18 protein-coding genes and 1 other RNA gene are annotated in these 17,657 nt (G+C 64.1%); 8 read left to right on the top strand and 11 right to left on the bottom strand.

The features are described 5' to 3' along the window. Positions 1-64 precede the first annotated feature (64 nt). The 3 genes from AC6RV7_RS07295 to AC6RV7_RS07285 all read right to left on the bottom strand — a co-directional run bounded on the left by AC6RV7_RS07295 (position 65) and on the right by AC6RV7_RS07285 (position 4,058). Positions 65-988 (bottom strand): FecR family protein, encoded by a 924-nt coding sequence (locus AC6RV7_RS07295; RefSeq protein ID WP_500093257.1) that lies wholly within the window; start codon positions 986-988, stop codon positions 65-67. Between the two features lie 11 nt (positions 989-999). Continuing rightward, positions 1,000-2,907, bottom strand: coding sequence for an O-antigen ligase family protein (locus tag AC6RV7_RS07290; protein ID WP_500093256.1), 1,908 nt, complete (start codon positions 2,905-2,907; stop codon positions 1,000-1,002). A 119-nt stretch (positions 2,908-3,026) separates the two neighbouring features. Continuing rightward, positions 3,027-4,058, bottom strand: coding sequence for a glutamine synthetase beta-grasp domain-containing protein (locus tag AC6RV7_RS07285; protein WP_500093255.1), 1,032 nt, complete (start codon positions 4,056-4,058; stop codon positions 3,027-3,029). 284 nt (positions 4,059-4,342) lie between these two features. Here AC6RV7_RS07285 and AC6RV7_RS07280 point away from each other — a divergent pair, with 284 nt between their 5' ends. From AC6RV7_RS07280 to AC6RV7_RS07270, 3 genes are read left to right on the top strand one after another with little or no spacing between them, the layout of a single operon-like run. After that, positions 4,343-4,759 carry a BUD32 family EKC/KEOPS complex subunit gene (locus AC6RV7_RS07280; RefSeq protein ID WP_500093254.1) on the top strand — a complete coding sequence of 139 codons (417 nt, stop codon included), beginning with the start codon at positions 4,343-4,345 and terminating at the stop codon, positions 4,757-4,759. Continuing rightward, a complete protein-coding gene (locus tag AC6RV7_RS07275) occupies positions 4,756-5,631 on the top strand; it encodes a PP2C family protein-serine/threonine phosphatase (protein WP_500093253.1) in 876 nt (291 codons plus the stop codon). Before AC6RV7_RS07280 ends, AC6RV7_RS07275 begins: the two co-directional genes overlap by 4 nt. Then, positions 5,628-6,002, top strand: coding sequence for a gamma-glutamylcyclotransferase family protein (locus AC6RV7_RS07270; protein ID WP_500093252.1), 375 nt, complete (start codon positions 5,628-5,630; stop codon positions 6,000-6,002). Before AC6RV7_RS07275 ends, AC6RV7_RS07270 begins: the two co-directional genes overlap by 4 nt. Before the next feature lie 43 nt (positions 6,003-6,045). On the opposite strand, the gene AC6RV7_RS07265 is transcribed toward AC6RV7_RS07270, so the two are convergent. From AC6RV7_RS07265 to AC6RV7_RS07240, 6 genes are all read right to left on the bottom strand, one after another. After that, positions 6,046-6,324: a hypothetical protein gene (locus AC6RV7_RS07265; RefSeq protein WP_500093251.1), complete on the bottom strand. Its 279-nt coding sequence runs from the start codon at positions 6,322-6,324 to the stop codon at positions 6,046-6,048. Positions 6,325-6,485: 161 nt separating this feature from the next. After that, positions 6,486-7,637: a DNA polymerase III subunit gamma/tau gene (gene dnaX, locus AC6RV7_RS07260; protein WP_500093250.1), complete on the bottom strand. Its 1,152-nt coding sequence runs from the start codon at positions 7,635-7,637 to the stop codon at positions 6,486-6,488. A 124-nt stretch (positions 7,638-7,761) separates the two neighbouring features. Continuing rightward, an RNA gene (gene ffs, locus AC6RV7_RS07255) (signal recognition particle sRNA small type) lies at positions 7,762-7,860 on the bottom strand. A 67-nt stretch (positions 7,861-7,927) separates the two neighbouring features. Then, positions 7,928-8,323, bottom strand: coding sequence for a hypothetical protein (locus tag AC6RV7_RS07250; RefSeq protein WP_500093249.1), 396 nt, complete (start codon positions 8,321-8,323; stop codon positions 7,928-7,930). Between the two features lie 2 nt (positions 8,324-8,325). Then, positions 8,326-8,619: a hypothetical protein gene (locus AC6RV7_RS07245; protein ID WP_500093248.1), complete on the bottom strand. Its 294-nt coding sequence runs from the start codon at positions 8,617-8,619 to the stop codon at positions 8,326-8,328. Continuing rightward, positions 8,616-9,206 (bottom strand): RNA polymerase sigma factor, encoded by a 591-nt coding sequence (locus AC6RV7_RS07240; RefSeq protein WP_500093247.1) that lies wholly within the window; start codon positions 9,204-9,206, stop codon positions 8,616-8,618. Before AC6RV7_RS07240 ends, AC6RV7_RS07245 begins: the two co-directional genes overlap by 4 nt. A 332-nt stretch (positions 9,207-9,538) precedes the next feature. On the opposite strand from AC6RV7_RS07240, the gene leuA reads away from it, so the two are divergent. Continuing rightward, positions 9,539-11,206, top strand: a complete 1,668-nt coding sequence (gene leuA / locus AC6RV7_RS07235; protein ID WP_500093246.1) for a 2-isopropylmalate synthase — start codon at positions 9,539-9,541, stop codon at positions 11,204-11,206. A gap of 68 nt (positions 11,207-11,274) precedes the next feature. Here leuA and AC6RV7_RS07230 read toward each other — a convergent pair whose 3' ends face one another. Then, positions 11,275-12,267 (bottom strand): SMP-30/gluconolactonase/LRE family protein, encoded by a 993-nt coding sequence (locus tag AC6RV7_RS07230; RefSeq protein ID WP_500093245.1) that lies wholly within the window; start codon positions 12,265-12,267, stop codon positions 11,275-11,277. Between the two features lie 130 nt (positions 12,268-12,397). Between AC6RV7_RS07230 and rlmN the strand changes: the two genes are divergently transcribed. Then, on the top strand, positions 12,398-13,519 hold the full coding sequence (rlmN, locus tag AC6RV7_RS07225) for a dual-specificity RNA methyltransferase RlmN (protein WP_500093244.1): 1,122 nt from the start codon (positions 12,398-12,400) through the stop codon (positions 13,517-13,519). A 19-nt stretch (positions 13,520-13,538) separates the two neighbouring features. On the opposite strand, the gene sugE is transcribed toward rlmN, so the two are convergent. Further along, complete coding sequence (sugE, locus tag AC6RV7_RS07220) at positions 13,539-13,871, bottom strand: quaternary ammonium compound efflux SMR transporter SugE (RefSeq protein ID WP_500093243.1); 333 nt, start codon at positions 13,869-13,871, stop codon at positions 13,539-13,541. A gap of 273 nt (positions 13,872-14,144) precedes the next feature. Between sugE and AC6RV7_RS07215 the strand changes: the two genes are divergently transcribed. The 3 genes from AC6RV7_RS07215 (at position 14,145) to AC6RV7_RS07205 (ending at position 17,651) form a co-directional block, all read left to right on the top strand. Next, entirely contained in the window at positions 14,145-14,867 is a 723-nt protein-coding gene (locus AC6RV7_RS07215; protein WP_500093242.1) for an ABC transporter ATP-binding protein, read from the top strand. A gap of 103 nt (positions 14,868-14,970) precedes the next feature. Beyond that, positions 14,971-15,693 (top strand): ABC transporter permease subunit, encoded by a 723-nt coding sequence (locus tag AC6RV7_RS07210; RefSeq protein ID WP_500093241.1) that lies wholly within the window; start codon positions 14,971-14,973, stop codon positions 15,691-15,693. Positions 15,694-15,737: 44 nt separating this feature from the next. Continuing rightward, positions 15,738-17,651 (top strand): GldG family protein, encoded by a 1,914-nt coding sequence (locus AC6RV7_RS07205; protein ID WP_500093240.1) that lies wholly within the window; start codon positions 15,738-15,740, stop codon positions 17,649-17,651. The last annotated feature ends 6 nt before the right edge of the window (positions 17,652-17,657 follow it).

The raw sequence follows: 17,657 nt of genomic DNA, 5'->3' as shown, positions 1-17,657 counted from the left end.
AGGAGGCGCTTCCTACGGGGCAAAACAGTTTACGCTGGCCGCGCAAAGGTTCTGAACGCGGCGCTTAAAGTCCGTCGCCCGGAGTCGTATTCGGCGGCGGAGGAGGTGGCGTAAATGGCGGAGCATTGTCAGCGGGCGGATCGTTGCCCGGAGGCGGATCGTTTTCCGGGTTGTTGCCGTTTTGGTTATTGCCGGAGGAGTTGTCGGGGTTCGTCACGGAGGTCACGATGACCTCCGTCGACGTGGTCACGATATCCTGCGCGGCCTGCTCGATCTGCACGCGCGTCTCCACGGGAATATCCTGCGGTGCCTGGACTTCAGGGGGCGAAGTCACCGTGACGGTGCCGGTATCGGGGTCGACCTCCACCTCCACGTTCACGACCACTTCCTTGCCGGTCTCGACCGCAACCCCTTCGGCGGCCGGCGCCTCGAACAACACGGAGCCCTCCGCGGTGCTCAGGGTGAAGAAAACTTTGCCGCTGGCATCCGGTCGGAAAACGATGCGGAACGTCGTGCCGCGAATGCCCGCCGCGCCAACCGGCGTGTTGATCGTGAAGCTCGAGCCCGCGCCTTGATTGAGCTTCTTGACGTTGCCGACGAGTTCGCCGCGCGTGAGATTCAGCTTGGTCTGCGAGGACGTCGGCTCGGCGGTCAGTTCGGCCACCGCGATCGTCGAGCTGAACGGATCCTGCAGGAATTCGTCGATCGACATCGACGAGTCGGCGCCGAGGTTCAGCGAGGCGCCGTTGGAAAACACCAGGATCACGCTGGAGCCGGCGCCGGTGGTGACGACGGTTTGCTGCGCGAGCTCGTCGCCTTTCTTCAGCTCGCGCACACTTCCGTCGGCCTGGCTTCTGCCGGTGACGTTGCCCACGAGCTTGGCGACGACGATGCGACCAGGCACACGCGCGGTTTGCGCGGACGCGGGAGCGACGAAGGAAAACACGCCGCAAAGCAGCAGCCACGGGAGCAATTGGGTCAGGCGCATGTGAGCTGGGATTAAGGAGCGCGGCTGCGTTCGGCCAATCGCTGACGCAATGCATGCGCGGCACGATTTCCGCCGTCAAGGCGCAAGGAAAACTCCACCGCCGCACGCGCCAGGTCGGCTCGGCGCGCGTCGAGACTCAGGTGATACGCGCGATAATACCACATCAGCGCGCTGGCCGGGGCGAGCTTCAGCGCTTCGACATACGGGGCTCCCGCCTCACGCGAACGACCCTGCAAATCCAGCGCCACCCCCAAACGAATCCAGAATTCGGGGACAGCCGGCGCGATCGCGAGTGCGCGGCGCGCCTGCGCTTCCGCCTCATGAGACAGGGATTTCCTGTTCGCGGGCTCGACGCTCGCGCGCAGCGCCGTGACATAGGAGCGGTCGGCCCACGCTCCGGCATGACGGGGCGAAAGCTCCGTCGCCCGCCGCAACTCCGCAGCCGCGCCCGCCAGCACGGGCGGCCAGGTGGGGGCGTCCGCACCACAGATCGCGAGTCGATCGATCGCTTCGCGCGCCCCATAACGCAACGCCTCCGCGCGTTGAAGCGGAGCGATGAACCCGAAAAATCCAACCGCGATCGCCAACGCCACGCCACCGGCCAGCATCGGACGCCAGCGGACGCCAGGCCTCGCGGCGCCAGAGCCGGCTTCATCGTGCGGCCAGGCTTCGCGCACCGCGAGCGCGGCCATCGTCGCAAATGCGAGCGCGAGTGCGGGAATCTTGAAATGAAAGTCCACGAAGAGCTGCGTCGCAAACGCCGCCAGCCCCGCGACGAGCGGCTGCAACCGGGACGACGAAGGCGGGCCTGGCGCAGGCCTCGCCGCCCGACGCGCCCGCGCCGCCTGCCAGACCACCCCGCCGACGCCGCCGAACAGCAGGACGAATCCCACGACGCCGTAATCGCTGAGCGTATTCAGATAATCATTATGCGCCCAGCGCGGGTTGTCCTGAAACGATTCCGGCCGGTGCTTCTCGAAGCGAAGATTGAAGCTGCCGGCGCCGCCGCCCCACAGGCGGTGCTCCTCGAATATTTTCCAAGCACCGCGCCAGAGAATGGGCCGCGAGCGTTCGCCGAGATCGCGCTGCAACAGGCTGAGCCGCTCCCGCACCGGCGCCACGTTGAGATACAGAACCGTCATCACGCCGCCAAGCGCGACGGCGACCAGGGCCACGACCGCGAGCCGCCGACCCAGCGAGCCGCGCAATCCCCACAACGGCCAGGCCGCGAGCACGAGCGCAAGCGCCAGCCAGGCGCCGCGGCTGATCGTGAGAAACAGACCGAACGCGAGCACCGCGGCGAGATAGCCGCTGAGCGTTCGCCCGACTGCGCTCGCGCCCCGCCTGACCGCGCCGGCGGCAAGCGGTGGCAGCAGCAACAGCAGGAGCGCCGCGAGACTGTTGGGAATGCCGAACGATCCACTCCCTCGTCCGATGAACTGCGGCGCCTGCCGGCGGCCGAGCATCAGCCAGTCGGGCCGCACGAATCGCTGGTAACAGGCCAGCAACACGGCGACGGCCGCAAGCGTCACCAGCATCCAGAAAAGCGTCTGCCGCGCGGGCCGCGAAGGGATGCCGTTCAAAACCACCCAGAACACCGCGAGCAGCTGCGCCCAGCCGATCCAGTCGCTCCAGCCGAGCCACGGCACGGGCGTGACCCAAAGGACGTTGATCGCGGCAAAAACGAGAAACGGCAGCAGCCACGCGCCCGCCGGATGGATCCGGGCGCGATTCAGCCCGGCGGCCAGCAGATGCACCAGGAGCAGCGCCGCCGTAAGGGCAGTCGTGATTGCCTGGGTCTCGGGCCGGAAGCCGCCGAGGCAGAGCGTGGTCCACGCCAGATTTGCGCCGAGCAGGGCCACCTGCGCCCACTCCCAGAACGACGGACGAGCAACGGGGTTGAAGCGATGGGAATCCAAGGAGAACGCCTTTTCGCAGGCGACGTCCGGACGCTTGCGAGAACGCGCAGCGCCTCCGAGAAAAAAAAACGCCGCTTCCTCGCGGAAGCGGCGTCGGTGATTCAGAAAAGGCGCTGCCCTCAGGTCGTCGGAACCGTCAGGATCGTCTTGAGAATGCGACCGGCGACAAGATACGGGTCGGCGGCCGAGTTCGGACGGCGGTCTTCGAGGTAGCCCTTGTAGCCGCTGTTGACGAAGCTGTGCGGCACGCGGATCGAGGAGCCGCGATCGGCCACGCCATACGTGAACTTGTCGATCGACTGCGTCTCGTGGAGACCGGTGAGGCGGAGGTGATTCTCCGGACCGTAGACGGCGATGTGTTCGTCCATGTGCTTGTTGAAAGCGGCCATGAGCTTCTCGAAGTAGGCCTTGCCGCCGACCTCGCGCATATACTTCGTCGAGAAGTTGGAGTGCATGCCGGAGCCGTTCCAATCGAGCGGCGAGTTGAAGGCACCGAGGATCGGTTTGCAGCGCCACTCGATGTCGATCTCATACTTTTCGCACAGGCGGGTCAGGATGTAACGGGCAACCCACATCTGGTCGGCGGCGCTCTTCGAGCCCTTGCCGAAGATCTGGAACTCCCACTGGCCCTTCGCGACCTCGGCATTCACGCCTTCGAGATTGATCCCCGCGTCGAGGCAGATGTCGATGTGCTGCTCGACGATGTCACGCGCGAGCGCGCCGACATTCTTGTAGCCGACGCCCGTGTAATACGGGCCCTGCGGCGCCGGATAGCCGTCCCGCGGGAAGCCGAGGGGCGCGCCGTCCTGGAAAAAGAAATACTCCTGCTCAAAACCGAACCACGTATCCGGATCGTCCGGGATCGTCGCCCGCGAGTTGGTCGGGTGCGGCTCGCCGGTGTGGAGATACGTCTCGCACATGACGAGCACGCCGTTCTTGCGGGTGGAATCCGGGAAAACGGCGACCGGCTTCAGCACGATATCCGAGCTCTTCCCCTCCGCCTGCTTCGTGGAGCTGCCATCGAAGCCCCAATTCGGGAGCTCTTCGAGCTTCGGGAAGCTGGCATAGTCCTTGATTTGCGTCTTGCTGCGCAAGTTGGCCAGGGGCGTGTAGCCGTCGAGCCAGATGTATTCCAATTTGTATTTGGCCATAGAGGAGGTCGGATTGAGCGGGTTGTTTCTGGGCTTGCTGCGCCGGGATCGTCAAGTGGCTAGGGGCCCAGCCTCCTTGTTCAAACCCGGTCAGAGAACCGCTTTGGAGATTAGCACGTGGTATGCCACCACCCCCAGCGACCTCACCAACTTATGAACATATGACGCATGTTTCTGCGTTTCAGATGAAAAACATTCATTTTCGTCTCCGAACCCCGGGCGACGCGACCCGCGCTTGCCAGCGACTTCGGGCGTGAGTTGTTTCGTTTCCTCCCCGCACCGGAATGCAAGACGTCAAAGACACCGCCCGCGCCCTCGTTCGCATCGGCTACGATGGACGCGTGCACAAGACGTTTCGGGGACACATGGCGAAGGAGCGCTTCGAACACGAGGTGCGGGTGTTGCGCCGGCTCGAGGAACGCGGCTGCAATTTCGTGCCGAAGCTTCTCGAGGTCGACCCCGCGCATCTGAAGATCGTCACGACTCACTGTGGCGGAAGGGTCGACACGCTTAATCCCGAGCGCCAGAAGGAGATCTTCGCCGAACTCGAGCAATACGGCGTCCGCCACGAGGACCGCGAGTTGCGCAACATCACCTACCGCATCTCCGACGGTCGGTTTTGCATCATCGATTTCGAGTTCGCCACGCTGCTGGAAGACGGCGGCGAAGGCCATTCGCTGAAACCGACCATCGCTCAATGAGCATCGCCGACGGCTCTGCCGCCATCCCGCCCGCACCTCCAGATGCGCCGCGCTCCAGCCGAATCCGCTGGTCCGGCCTGACGCACGTCGGGCGCTTCCGCCCGAACAACGAGGACACGTTTCTCGCGCTCAATTTCGACGGCAACGAACTGCGCTACCTCGGCAAAACCGGCGAGGCTTCGCTGACGGGAACGGACTTCGTGTTCGCCGTGAGCGACGGCATGGGCGGCGAGAAATCCGGCGAGTTTGCCAGCCGCATCACCGTCGATCGCGTCGCCCGGCTGCTGCCGCGCGCTTTCCGTCTTTCCGCCACCGGCATCACCACCGGCTTCCAGGACGTCCTGCAGGAGTTGCTCAGCGACATTCACAACGACCTGCTCAAGCTCGGTTACGCCTACGAGGAATGCGCCGGGATGGGCTGCACGCTCAGTCTCGGCTGGTTCACGCCGCAGTGGATGTATTTCGGCCACGTCGGCGACAGCCGCATCTACTTCCTGCCGCGCGAAGGCGGGCTTACGCAGGTCAGCCACGATCACAGCTTCGTCGGCAAACTCCGCCGCAACGGCACCATCAACGAACGCGAAGCGCGCACGCATCCGCGCCGCAACGCCCTCCAGCAGGCGCTCGGCGCCGGCAACCAGTTCGTCGAACCGCAACTCGGCGCCGTCGGCCACGAACCCGGCGATCGTTTCCTCATCTGCTCCGACGGCCTCGTCGACGGGCTCTGGGACCGCCAGATCGAGGAACTCGTGCGCACCACGCCGCCGGGCGAATCGATCGCGAAGCGCATCGTCGAGGAATCGGTGCAAAGCTCGGGCCGCGACAACACCACCGCGGTGGTCGTCGAGCTGCTCGGCGAATCCGACGCGTGAGCGCGGACGACACGCTCGTCTTCGTCTACGGCACGCTGAAACGCGGCGCCCTCAACCACCACGTGCTCGCCGGCGAAACGTTCGTCGGCGAGGCCCGCACCGAGCCCGGCTACCGTTTGTATCATCTCGGCGAATACCCGGGCATGGTCGCGGCCGCCGCCGACCGCCACGGCGTCGGCGGTGAGGTCTGGCGGGTCTCGCCCGCCGCGCTCGCGCGGCTCGACGCCTTCGAGGGCACGGGCGAAGGACTGTATCGCCGCGACCGCGTGCGCCTGCTGCCGCCGTTCGCGGAGGACGCGGTCGAAACCTATCTCTATTTGCCCCCGGTTGGCGAACGGCCGCTGATTCCGAGCGGCCACTGGCCGAGCTGAGCTCGCGCTCGCGAGCAGCGCCCGCTTGCGCCATGCCGCCGGGTCAGTTCGAAGCCGACGATTTCAAGTCGGCTTTGCGCACGCGACGGACCGTGACGAATTTCGCGCGAAACAACTCGTCGAGCAGCTCGCGCGTCTCGGCCGGAATCCGGGTCACAAGTTCGTCGAGTTTCGGCAGCGCTTTCCGATCGTCCTCCGCGTCGTCATCGGCCGCGGCCCGCGCCGCCGGCACGACGGGTTCGCCGCGCTCGCGCGATTCGGCGAGAAACGCCGATTCTTCCGCTTCGCTCGGCCAGGCGTTCGTCTCGCTGTAGTCCGGCACTTCCTCGGTGGATGCTGGGACGTCGTTCGCTGCGACGGGCGTTTCGGCCGCGGGGGGCGGAGCCTCATTCCGCGCCGCTGGCGCCGGTTCGCTAGTTGCCGCCGGAGTTGCTGCCTCCGCTTCGGCGACTCGTGCGCCCAGCGCGTCCTCGAGCCGGTCAATCAGGTCTTTTTTTTTTCGTCGGCACCCGCCGCCGGCGTTTCGTCCGCCAGCGCTGCGAGTTCTTTGATCAAACTGTCGATGGCGCGCGCACGGCTCGCCTCGACCGCCTTCAACAAGGTCACTTCAAAATTGATCTTTTCCGCCAGGCCGAGTTTCACCGCGCCCTCGCCCTCACGCAGCCCGTCGAGCATGCGCGTGAGTTGCTCCGTCGAGAGCTCCGTGCCGAGCGCCTTGCTGCGTCCGCCCTGCGCGATCGCGTCGAGCAGCGCGCTACGCACCACGACCTGCAAATCGGACAACATGCGCACCAGATCGCGACCGTTGGCGTCGCAATCGTCGACGACCGCCACGATCTTCGCGTGATCGCCCGCCGCCAGCGCTGCACCCAGCTCGGCGATCTTCTCGGCCGACGCGAGCCCGTAGACGTCGAGCACGTCCGCTTCGGAAATCTCGCCGCCACAGAACGAAATCATCTGATCGAGGATCGATTGCGCGTCGCGCATGCCGCCGTCGGCCATCCGCGCGATGCTCGCGAGGGCTTCGTCCGTGATTTTGATTTTCTCCGACGCGGCAATTTTCTTCAGCCGCTCGATGATGAGGGGCGATGGGATCGGCTTGAGATCGAACCGCTGGCAGCGCGACACGATCGTCGGCAGCACCTTCTGCGGGTCGGTCGTGGCGAACACGAACTTCACGTGCTCCGGCGGCTCCTCGAGGGTTTTCAGCAGGGCGTTGAACGCCGCGGCCGAGAGCATGTGCACCTCGTCGATGATGTAGACTTTGAACTTACCCTGCGCCGGCGCGTATTGCACCGTGTCGCGCAGATCTCGCACCTGGTCGACGCCGTTGTTCGACGCGCCGTCGATTTCGATCACGTCGAGATGCGTGCCATCCGCGATGGCCTTGCATGCGGGATCGTTGGGATCGAAATCGGCCTTCGGGCCGTCGGTGCAGTTAAGCGCCTTGGCGAAAATGCGCGCCGTCGAGGTCTTGCCGGTGCCGCGCGGGCCGACGAACAGATAGGCGTGCGCGATCCGCTGGCGCGCGATCGCGTTCTTCAAAGTCCGCACAACATGATCTTGCCCGACGACGTCGTCGAACGTCTGCGGGCGCCACTTGCGCGCGATGACTTGGTAACCGGTGGAGCTCAAAACAGGAGTGCAGAGTTGAGAGCCGAGAGCGGAGCGTGAAAAGCCGAAAACTCGAACGACTCCTCTTTCTCTCACCGCTCAACTCTCATCACTCAACCTTCGCCGCGTCCGGCGGCAAAAAAATAGTGGCCAGGCACTCCACGGCACTGGGAGAACGTCGTTACCGTTGCTACCTTCCGGTCCTGGCGGAGTTCACGCGCCTGCCCATGCATGGCGCCTGGCCGAGGCGCACCATGCGGCGTCCGCTTCGCGGCGCAAGGGCTAATTGTGCGCGACGGACCCGCTCGCGCTCAGCGGCCGGGAAAACCCGACCGCCCGCGATACTGTTCCATTCGCTCGCGCAGCTTGCGGCGCATTTCCTCGTGCTTGGCCCGCTGCTCGGGCGTGAGTTCGATGGCGATCTCTTCGTTCAATCCTTCCATCACCGTGCGATAGGTGATGGCGCCTTCGCGGCGCATCCGCTGCGTCTCCTCCGCCATGCGCTGCACGATCGGCGCGATCTTCTGCTTCTGCTCGGCCGTGAGGTGCAGTTCCTCGTCCAGCCGCTCCATCATTCGCTCCTGGAACGGCTGCCGGCGTTCCGGCAGCAGCGTGCGCATCAGCCGGGGCGCCAGCGCCGCGCCGAAGATGGCGCCCGCCAGAAAAACCCCGACGAACGCCAGCACGATTTTCCAGGTGCGATTCATATTCAGGAGATGTCGAACACCGCGGTCACGGCGGTTTCGTCCAGAGGCATTTCCTCTTCGCTGCGCAGCCCCACGGTGTAGTTCGCCGCCACGCCGGCCACCGCCAGCAATCCGGCGACGCTCAGTGCCCGCCAGCAAAAGCGGTCGAGCAGCATCGGCGCCGGCCGCGACTCCGCCGCGAATGCCTGCGCGACGATGCGCGTCGCGAATCCATACGGAGCGGCCGTCGTGCGGTCATCCCGCACCGACCGGGCGGCCGAGACGAGATTTTGCCAGACTTTGTCTTCCGGTGTCATGTGCGCTCCTTTCGTTGTAGCTCCCGAAACATCTTCTGCAACTTCCGACGTGCGCGAAACGCACGCACTTTCACGAGGGTCGTATTCCACCCCGTGTGCTCGCTGATCTCGGCGATGGAGCGTTGTTCCAAATCCAACATCTGGATCACGAGCCGATCGTCGGGCTTAAGCTGATTGAGCAGCTTGTGCACGAGCTCGCTGGCTTCCAATGCATCGTCGGGCGCGACCGCCCGCTCGTTCGTCATCACCGCATCGAGCAGGTTGGCCTCGTTTTCCGACAAATCCGCCCACCGAAACTCCGGCCGCCGCTGCTGCGCCCGCAGATGATCGATGCAGGTGGTCACCGCGATCCGCGAGACCCAGTGCGTGAACGGCACGCTGCCTTGATACTGATGCAGCCGGGAAAACATTTTCAGAAACACCTCCTGGGCGAGATCTTCTTCCGGCACGCGTCGCGGCAGACGGGCTCGCACGATGCGAATGACCAGCGGATAGAGGTGTTCCACCAGTTCGCGCGCGGCTTGTTGATCGTTCCGACGAACGCGCTCCAAGCAACCGGCAAGGTCGAAGGGTGGTTCGTCAGGCATGGGTAAACATATGCGAGCGCGCTCATCTACACGCAAGACGCGGCCCTCGTTCCATGGGTTACGTTCGCCGAGCGCCGGCGGAGTCAATGCGTCCGCGCGGAGTCGCCCGGCGTGCTGCCGCTTGACTTTTGCGCCTCCGCACCGATAGACGAAGCACTCTTGATGCGAATTTTCGCCCAGGCTCTCCTTCGACTTACGTCCGCGCACGATCTCTAAATCGCCGCTTAGCGGCCGGTCGTGCGTCTCCGCCTGGGTTAGTCCGCCGCCTCGTCAGGCCGGCGTGGTTTTAGGTCTGTTTCCGTCCGCATTTTTCAGTTAAAACACGTTCGCTCATGCAATCTGCTCCCGTTAGCAAATACCGTCCGTTTCCGCCCGTTTCTCTGCCCAATCGCCAGTGGCCCAACCGCACCCTGACCCGCGCTCCCGTCTGGTGCAGCGTCGATCTCCGCGACGGCAATCAAGCCCTCGCCCAGCCCATGAGCGTCGAGGAGAAGCTCGAGTATTTCGACCTGCTGGTGAAAATCGGTTTCAAAGAAATCGAGGTCGGCTTCCCCTCCGCGTCGCAGATCGAGTTCGATTTCTGCCGTCGGCTGATCGAGGAGAACCGCATTCCCGACGACGTCGCAATCCAGATCCTGTGCCAGTGCCGCGAGGACCTGATCACGCGTTCGCTGGAAGCGCTGCAAGGCGCCAAGCGCGTCATTTTCCACCTGTATAATTCCACCTCGCCCGCCCAGCGGCGCTACGTCTTCAACGCCGACCGTCCCGCGATCGTCAAGATCGCCACCGACGCGGTCGCCTTCCTGAAAGCCCGCATGACTCCGCTGGTCGCCAGCGGCACGCGCCTGCGCCTGGAATATTCGCCGGAGAGCTTCACCAGCACCGAGCTGGAATTCGCCCTGCAGATCTGCGAGGCGGTCACCGACGTCTGGCAGCCCACGCCGGAAAACAAGATCATCCTCAACCTGCCCGCGACCGTCGAATACGCGACGCCGAACGTCCACGCCGACCAGATCGAATGGATGTGCACGCACCTGACGCGGCGCGACCGCACCATCGTCTCGCTGCACACGCACAACGATCGCGGCACCGGCGTCGCCGCCACCGAACTGGCCCTGCTCGCCGGCGCGGACCGCGTCGAGGGCACGCTGTTCGGCAACGGCGAACGCACCGGCAACCTCGACATCGTCAACGTCGCCCTGAACCTCTACACCCACGGCGTCCACCCGAACCTGGATTTCTCGGACATCAACCACATCCGCGAGGTCTACGAGCGTTGCACGAAGCTGGAGGTGTATCCGCGCCAACCTTACGTGGGCGAGCTGGTGTTCACCGCGTTCAGCGGCTCGCACCAGGACGCGATCAAGAAATCCTGGTCCGTGCAAAAGCCGGATCAGCCGTGGGACGTGCTCTACATCCCGATCGATCCCGCCGACATCGGCCGCAGCTACAAGGCGATCATCCGCATCAATAGCCAGTCCGGCAAAGGCGGCGTCGCCTACATCCTCGAGCACGAGTTCGGTTTCGCGCTGCCCAAGCTCATGCACAAGGAGATCGGCAAGATCATCAACGACCTCGCCGATGCCAAGGGCACCGAGCTCACGGCGGCCGACATCCACGACGCATTTCAGCGCGAATACCTGCAGCGCCGCGCGCCCGTGGCGCTCGATCACTTCAAGACCACCGAGCGCGACGGCGCCGTGACGTGCAAGGCGCAGATCGCGATCGACGGCCAGGTGCACAAACTGTCCGCCGACGGCAACGGCCCGATCGACGCGTTTGTGCGCGCGCTCGCCGCCACGCCGCTGCCGAAGTTCGAGGTGTTGTCCTATTCGGAGCACTCGCTCGGCAAAGGCGCCGAGGCGCGCGCGGTTTCGTATATCCAGATTAAAACCGAGCGCGGTCACACGCTCTTCGGCGCCGGGATCGATACGAACATCGAGCTCGCATCGATCAAAGCGATCGTCAGCGCGCTGAACCGCGTGCTCGCGAAACGCTGACCAATCCGTGGTTCGTTGTAGGGCGGGTCTCCCGCTCCTGCCCTACAACCCAACCGAAGCGCTGCCACTTACCAGCCCGCGCCTTTGGTCTGCGTTTTCACCCGCAGCAGCGCGTTGTTGGCCGTGATGTAGAGCGTGCCGCCGTCCTCGCCCCAGCCGCAGTTGGCGGTGGGCACGCCGGTGTTGAGGCGCCCGATCAACTTTCCCGCCGGCGTGATCACGAGGATTCCGCCCGGCCCCGACGTCCAGACGTTGCCGTCGCGATCGACCTTCAATCCATCGGTCGAACCCGGCGCGTCTTTTTTGCTCAAAGGCCGCGCATCGAAGAAGAGGCGTTCATTCGCCAGCGTCCCATCCGGTTGCACATCGAAAGCCTGCACGTGCGGATTGCCGTTTTCCGTCGAGCTCACGTAGAGCGTTTTTTCGTCCGGCGAAAACGCGATGCCGTTCGGATAGCGAATCGTCTTCGTGAGCAGCGTCACAGCCCCGTCGGCGGTCACGCGGTAAACGCCATGCCACGGGATTTCCCGCAACGGCGAGTCGTCCATCTCGCGAAAACCATACGGCGGATCCGTGAAATACACGTCGCCCTTGCGGCGCACCGCGAGGTCGTTCGGCGTGTTGAAACGCTTCCCTTCCCAACGCTCGGCCAAGCTCGTGAACTTTCCCTTCTCCCAGCGCGCCACGCGGCGCTCGCCATGTTGACACAGCAGCAGCCGGCCCTGCCGGTCGACCGCGAGGCCGTTGCTGCCCGGCTCGCGAAACGCCGGATTCGGCTCCAGCAGTCCGCTCGGTTGCAAAAACACGTCCGCCTGCTTCATCCCTTCCGCCCAGCGATAGACGACGTTCTTCGGCACATCGGAAAACAGCAGCGCGCCGTCATACCAAACCGGTCCTTCCGACCACGTAAATCCCTCGGCCAGGCGCTCGATCTTCGCGTCCGCCGCGACGAGCCGATCGAAGGCCGGATCGAAACGCTCGATAAACTCCTTGGCGGCGGCGCTGGCGGCAAGCATTGACAGGCCCAGGCACACGCGGACGGTAGCGAGTATTCGGTTCATGGGGAAGGGGGTTCGCGTCGCACCCGACGCGTTGGGCTGGGTTCAAGTAATCAGCAAAAGGCCGGATCCGCGCAAAATCATTTTCTGCTTTTGCGGTTTTTGTGCTTTCTGTGGGCTCGTTTCCTTTTCCATGAAGTTCCAACCCGCCAAGCCGCCGCTCACCGGTGAGACTCTCGAGTCGCTCACCGAAAAACTGCGTGCGCGCGGCGAGCCGGCGTTTCGCGCCAAGCAGATTCTCGAGTGGCTCTACAAGAAGCGCGCCCGTTCGTGGGATGACATGACGAATCTGTCGAAGCCGTTGCGCGCGTGGCTCGCCGAGTCGTTCGATTTCATGCCGGCCGATCTCGTGATCGGCAAACAATCGGCCGACGTCACCGACAAGCTCCTGCTCGAGCTGCGCGATCGTTCGCTGATCGAAACCGTCATCATCCGCGCGCCCCAGGAGGGCGTCGGCGTCGATCATTCGCGCAAAACGATCTGCATCTCGACTCAGGTCGGCTGCGCGATGGCGTGCGCGTTTTGCGCCAGCGGCCTCGCCGGTTTGAAACGCGATCTCTCCGCCGGCGAGATCGTCGCCCAACTTCTGCAGGTTTGCTACCGCGAGGACGCCCGCACCACGCGCGCGCGCGCCGAACTCGCCTCCTTCGACAACATTGTCGTCATGGGCATGGGCGAACCGCTCGCCAATTACGACGCCATCATCCGCGCGCTCACGATCGTGAACGCCGAGTGGGGCCTCGGTTTCGGCGCCCGCCGCATCACGCTTTCCACCAGCGGACTCGTGCCGAAAATCCTGAAGCTCGCCGATGAGCCGCTCGGCATCCGGCTCGCGATTTCGCTGCACGGCGCGACCGACGAGGTCCGCGAGAAGATCATGCCGGTGAACAAGGCTTTCCCACTCGGAAAACTCATCCCGGCAGTGAAGGCGTTTTCCGAGAAACACGGCCGCATGGTCACCCTCGAGTTCATCCTCATCGAGGACGTGAACGACTCGCTCGAGCAGGCGGAAAAGCTCCGCGACATCGCCCGCGATCTCCACGCGCACGTCAACCTGATCCCCTACAACACCGTCGAGGGGCTGCCGTGGAAACGGCCTTCGCTCACGCGTCAGGAAAAATTCGCCGACATCCTTCGCGACGCGCGCGTCTCCGTCACGTTGCGACGCGAAAAGGGCCACGACATCGACGCCGCGTGCGGGCAGCTCCGCCTGAAAACGGAGAAGGAACGCGAGCTCGCCGCGACGTCGGCCTAGCGAGCGGCTTTCGGCCGGCTCACGTTTCGCTCGCGCCGCCGAAAACCTTCAAGCCCACCACGCCCGCGACGATCAGCCCGAGGCACACCAGTCGCGCCACGGTCGCCGGCTCTTTCAACAGCACCATCCCGAGCAGCGCCGTCCCCGCTGCGCCGATACCGGTCCACACCGCGTAGGCCGTGCCGATCGGCAGCCCGCGAGCCGCGAGCGCCAGCAGATAAAAGCTGACCGCCAGCATCGCCAAGGTCGCGACCGACGGCCACAGCCGCGTGAAGCCGTCCGTGTATTTCAACGCGATCGCCCAGCCCACCTCGAACACGGCGGCGATTAACAAAAAGATCCAATATTTCATGCAGGGAGTGTTCGGGCGCCGACCTCCGGTAGGCGCGCGAATCCAGAACAATCGCCGGTGGTCTGACGGCCAGAGAGTCGCAGCCGCGAACGCTGTCAAGTAACCACCCCGGCCGGCACGCGTCATCGACGCGATCGGGCGCGCCCGCGGAGCGCGCCGGATTTTCCGCTTGCCGCCCGCGCTCTCACATTTTTTAGCCACAGCTTCCTGTTGCCGTGACGACTTCGCGGAACCCTTTTCGCGTCGCTTTTTCTCACGGCTCTCCGCTTCCCCATGATCGAAGTCAAAGGCCTCGTTAAAACCTTCGGTTCAAAGCGTGCCGTCGACGGCATTTCGTTTCGCGTCAACCGCGGCGACATCCTCGGCTTCCTCGGCCCCAACGGCGCCGGCAAGTCGACGACCATGAAAATGCTCACTGGGTTTCTGCGGCCCGACGCCGGCACCGCGACCGTCGACGGCGTGGATGTCACCGACGATCCCGTCGCGGTGAAAACCCGGCTCGGCTACCTCGCCGAAAGCGCGCCAGCGTATCCGGAAATGACCGTCGACGAATTTCTCGGCTTCATCGCCGAAGTCCGCGGCCTGCGCACCGCCGATGCCCGCCGCGCCGCGATCGAGCGCGCCGTCGCCCTCACCCATCTCGGCACCGTGCGCACGCAGACGATCGAAACGCTTTCGAAGGGCTACAAGCAGCGCGTCGGTTTCGCCCAAGCGCTCTTGCACGATCCGCCCGTGCTCGTGCTCGACGAGCCGACCGACGGCCTCGATCCCAACCAGAAAAACGAGGTGCGTTCGCTCATCAAGGCGATGGCCGCCGAAAAGGCCGTGATCCTCTCGACGCATATCCTCGAAGAGGTCGATGCGATCTGCACCCGCGTCATCATCATTTCCCAAGGCCGGATCGTCGTCGACGAAACGCCCGCAGAGCTCCGCGCGCGCCAACCGGGCGCCCGCCTCGACGAAATTTTCCGCAGCCTCACCAGTTCCGACCAGTAGCTAAGTGAGTAGCGGGTAGCGAGCATTCCGCCAACGCGCTCCCGTCTACTCCCTACTCGCTACCCGCTACTCGCTACTCGCTACTCGCTACTTTTCCCACCCCATGCGCCAGATCACGCCTGTCTTCAAACGCGAATTCCTCGGCTATTTCCGTTCGCCCGTCGCCTACGTGTTCCTGATCGTCTTCTCGCTCGCGACGGTCGGCTGCGCCTTCTTTCTCGGCCAGTTCTTCCGCGCCAATTCCGCGAGCCTCGAGAGTTTCTTCATCTACCTGCCCTGGCTGTTTCTCTTTCTGATTCCCGCCGCCGGCATGCGGCTGTGGTCCGAGGAAAAACGCACCGGCACCGTCGAGCTGCTCTTCACGCTGCCCATCACCACGCTCGAGGCTGTGGTCGGAAAATTTCTCGCGGCGTGGGCTTTCACCGCCATCGCGATTCTCCTCAGTTTCCCGCTGATCTTCACCACCGCGTATCTCGGCGACCCCGATTGGGGCGTCATGTTCTCCGGCTACCTCGGCGCGATCCTCATGGCGGGCGGATATCTCGGCATCTGTTCGCTGACCTCCGCGCTCACGAAAAACCAGATCATCAGCTTCGTCATCAGCGTGCTCGTTTGCTTCGTGATGGCGCTGCTCGGGGTGAGCGTGTTCACCGGTTTTCTCAGCGGTTATCTGCCGGTGTGGCTCGTCGACGTGATCTCGAATTTCAGCTTCATCACGCATTTCGACGCGTTCACCAAGGGCATCGTCGACCCCAAGGACCTCGCGTTCTTCCTCTCGCTGATCGGCTTCACGCTCTTCCTCAACGTCGTCGGCCTCGAACGCTGATCTCCCCGCGTCTTTGCGCTTAATCCCAACTTCGTTTCGCGCTCATGAAACCCGGCAGCAAAGCCCTCGCCATCGTCCTCCTCTTCGTCGGTCTCGTGCTGGTCAACTACCTCGCGTCGTCGATCCCCGCGCGCGCCGACCTCACCGCCGAGTCCATCTATTCGCTCTCGCCCGGCACCCAATCGATGCTCGGCAAGATCGAGGAGCCCCTGACGCTCGATCTTTATTTCTCCAAAAACGCCACGGGCCTCCCGATCGCGTATAAAAACTATGCGACGCGCGTGGAGGAAATGCTGCGCCAATACGCCCGCGCCGCCCGCGGCAAGATCACGCTCAATCTCATCAACCCGCGCCCCGATACGCCCGAGGAGGAACGCGCCACCGCCGCCGGCCTCACACCGCAGGTCGCCCAAACCGGCGGCGAACAATTCTTCTTCGGCCTCGTCGCCACCCAGGCCGACCAGGAAAAAAACATCCCGGCCTTCACGCCGCAGCGCGAGCAGTTCCTCGAATACGATCTCTCCAAACTGATCTACAGCGTCCAGCAATTCGACAAACCCAAGCTCGGCCTCCTCACCAGCCTTCCACTCCAGGGCAGCAGCCCGCAGGAGATGCAAATGATGATGATGATGCGCCGGCAGCCGCAGCCGAGCCAGTTCATCGTCGACGAATGGCGCGAGTCGTTCGACATCGTTACCATCGAACCGACCGCGACCGAGCTGCCCGAAAACCTCGCCGTCCTCGTCATCGCGCATCCGCAAAACCTCCCGCCGAAACTTCAGTTCGCGATCGACCAGTTCCTCCTCGCCGGCAAACCCGTCCTCCTCGCCGTCGATCCGTCGTCGCAGTATTTCAAGCGCCAGAGCAACCCGCAGCAGATGATGATGGGCGGCGGCGCGGAAAACGTTTCCAGCGATCTTCACGCCCTGCTCGACGCCTACGGCATCGCCTACAATCCGCAAAAGGTCGTCGGCGATCTCGTCAACGCCACGCAAGTCCAAACCGGCAACGGCGTCGCGCGCTACCCCGTGTGGCTCAGCCTGCGCAAAGCCGACTTCAACGCCACCGCGCTCCCCACCGCGCAACTCAACTCCACCCTCTTCGTCGAATCGGGCAGCCTCGCGCCCAAAGCCGGCAGCTCGCTCACGTTCACGCCGCTCATCCAGACGTCCGATCAAGCCGGCGAACTCGACACGGCAGCGTTGCAGTTCGCGCAACCCGACGACATCGCGAAACAACTCACGCCCAGCGGCAGGAAAACCATCGCCGCCGTCATTACAGGAAAGTTCACCTCCGCGTTCCCCAACGGAGCGCCCAAGGATGAACCCAAGCCCGACGAAACCAAAGACGCCGCCAAGCCCGACTCGGACTCCGACTCTCAGCTCTCAGCTCTGGGCTCTCAGCTCAAACAGTCGAAGTCCACTTCGACTCTTTTCGTCATCGCCGACACCGACTGGCTCTTCGACGACTTCAGCCTGCGCAAATTCAACTTCTTCGGGCAGACCGCCGCCGAGCCGTTCAATGACAATCTCGCGCTTGCCGCCAACGCCGTCGAATACCTTGGCGGTTCGCAGGACCTGATCTCGATCCGCGGCAAGGGCACCTCGCTGCGTCCGTTCGAAGTCGTCCGCCAGATGGAGGTCGACGCGCAGAAAAAGTATCAGGAGAAACTCACCGAGCTCGAGGCGCAGCTGCAGAGCGTGCAAACCAAGCTGACCGAGTTGCAGGGACAGAAATCAGAGGGCAACCGCCTCGTCGCTTCGCCCGAAATCGCCAAGGCGATCGAGGATTTCCAGAAACAATCCGCCTCGCTCCGCGCCCAGCGCCGCGAGATCCGCCGCGCGCTCCGCGAAGACATCGATGCACTCGGGAACCGGCTGCTGATCGTCAACCTCCTCGCCGCGCCCCTGCTCGTCTGCGCCGTCGGCCTCTGGTTCCAGCGTTCCCGCCGCCGCTGACGCCGC

This window comes from Opitutus sp. sgz309028 (assembly GCF_059821195.1).
The sequence above is the reverse complement of the archived record's forward strand: the minus strand, read 5'-3'. Positions and strand labels throughout refer to the sequence as shown.

Coding starts and splice junctions, on each gene's coding strand:
- AC6RV7_RS07250 (WP_500093249.1), bottom strand. CDS start 8,323: ATGAATCGCACCTGGAAAATCGTGCTGGCGTTCGTCGGGGTTTTTCTG.
- AC6RV7_RS07285 (WP_500093255.1), bottom strand. CDS start 4,058: ATGGCCAAATACAAATTGGAATACATCTGGCTCGACGGCTACACGCCC.
- rlmN (WP_500093244.1), top strand. CDS start 12,398: ATGAAGTTCCAACCCGCCAAGCCGCCGCTCACCGGTGAGACTCTCGAG.
- AC6RV7_RS07210 (WP_500093241.1), top strand. CDS start 14,971: ATGCGCCAGATCACGCCTGTCTTCAAACGCGAATTCCTCGGCTATTTC.
- AC6RV7_RS07215 (WP_500093242.1), top strand. CDS start 14,145: ATGATCGAAGTCAAAGGCCTCGTTAAAACCTTCGGTTCAAAGCGTGCC.
- AC6RV7_RS07295 (WP_500093257.1), bottom strand. CDS start 988: ATGCGCCTGACCCAATTGCTCCCGTGGCTGCTGCTTTGCGGCGTGTTT.
- AC6RV7_RS07240 (WP_500093247.1), bottom strand. CDS start 9,206: ATGCCTGACGAACCACCCTTCGACCTTGCCGGTTGCTTGGAGCGCGTT.
- AC6RV7_RS07275 (WP_500093253.1), top strand. CDS start 4,756: ATGAGCATCGCCGACGGCTCTGCCGCCATCCCGCCCGCACCTCCAGAT.
- sugE (WP_500093243.1), bottom strand. CDS start 13,871: ATGAAATATTGGATCTTTTTGTTAATCGCCGCCGTGTTCGAGGTGGGC.
- leuA (WP_500093246.1), top strand. CDS start 9,539: ATGCAATCTGCTCCCGTTAGCAAATACCGTCCGTTTCCGCCCGTTTCT.
- AC6RV7_RS07280 (WP_500093254.1), top strand. CDS start 4,343: ATGCAAGACGTCAAAGACACCGCCCGCGCCCTCGTTCGCATCGGCTAC.
- AC6RV7_RS07230 (WP_500093245.1), bottom strand. CDS start 12,267: ATGAACCGAATACTCGCTACCGTCCGCGTGTGCCTGGGCCTGTCAATG.
- AC6RV7_RS07205 (WP_500093240.1), top strand. CDS start 15,738: ATGAAACCCGGCAGCAAAGCCCTCGCCATCGTCCTCCTCTTCGTCGGT.
- AC6RV7_RS07245 (WP_500093248.1), bottom strand. CDS start 8,619: ATGACACCGGAAGACAAAGTCTGGCAAAATCTCGTCTCGGCCGCCCGG.